The organism is Sutterella massiliensis (genome assembly GCF_016899755.1).
GTDB classification, from domain to species: Bacteria; Pseudomonadota; Gammaproteobacteria; order Burkholderiales; family Burkholderiaceae_F; genus Sutterella; species Sutterella massiliensis.
This window is the reverse complement of the sequence record NZ_JACJJC010000103.1, coordinates 1-1,176: the sequence shown is the minus strand read 5'-3', so window position 1 is coordinate 1,176 and position 1,176 is coordinate 1. Positions and strand designations below refer to the sequence as shown.

The window sequence follows — 1,176 nt, the reverse complement described above, 5'->3', positions numbered from 1 at the left end:
CCACCAATCTGCGCTCAATGGAGGATCCGAAGAACACGGCGACCGTCGAGTGGAACAGCAAAGGCTACAGAACGAGCGCAAACCTCGGCGGCACTTTCGCGGACAACCGCTTTGCCTACGATTTCAGTGCGTCGCATCTTGAACGCGACCTGTACTTTCGCGATACCTTCCGCGACTCGAATTATTTCTCGGGCGGGCTGCGCTGGAATCTGACCGACAAGCAAACGCTCGTTTTCCGAGCGAGCCGGCTAGAGGAAGATTCGCAGTTTGTCGGCAACGTCAGCATCGACAAGGTCAAGGCGGAAGGCGAGGATTACCGGCCCGACTACAAGGACATTACGGTAGGTCTCGATGCCGAAGGACACAAGATCACGAAGCGCGTTCGCGATTATCTGAACGGAGATCGACGGCTCGATACGATCAACGTGAGTTACCTCAACGATCTCAAGGACGACTTTCGTCTTACGCTTGACGCCTTCTACAACAACGGCTACTTCAGCGGCGTCGACGATGAAAACAAAGTGATGGATCATGACGGACACGGAATCAAGGCCAAGGCCGACTGGGCCTACTCCGACATGGCATCGCTTCTGATCGGCGCGGACTACACCGTTCAAAAAGCGAGTCTGGCCTACGACAACTACAAGCTCGTAAGCTACAAAGACAAGACCTACAAGCGACAGCCGCTTCACTACAACTACGAAAAAGACATCTATGCGCTCTACCTCCTCAATACGGTGAAATGGAGCGACTTCGAATTCACGCAGGGCGCCCGCCGCGAACTCACGCAGTGGAAGTTCGACAAAAACGACAGCACGGAAGGCGAAGGCAGCGGCACGTCGGACCGCTGGAACTGGGCTTTCGAACTCTCAGCCGCCTGGAACTACCGCGACACGGGACGCTTGTATGTTCGCTACGAACGCGGCTACACCGTGCCCGACGGTCTTCAGATCACGGACTCGGTGCCCGCGCCTGACGGGAGCGGAAAAATCATGAGTGCAACGAAGGCCGATGACGAGGAATTCGACTTGTACGAAATCGGCCTTCGCGATCAGCTCCCCTTTACGAGCGTCAGCATTACCGGCTGGATGTCCAATACGGACAACCAGATGAACCGCTTCCTTTATATCGACGACAACTGGGCGCTCAACCGACAGACGCTCAACTATCTCAAGA

The 1,176-nt window shown here is 55.5% G+C and carries 1 protein-coding gene; it reads left to right on the top strand.

Features of this window, described 5'->3' with window-relative positions:
- On the top strand, window positions 1–1,176 hold a 1,176-nt coding region (locus H6A60_RS11545; RefSeq protein WP_205104758.1), incomplete at both ends, for a TonB-dependent receptor domain-containing protein.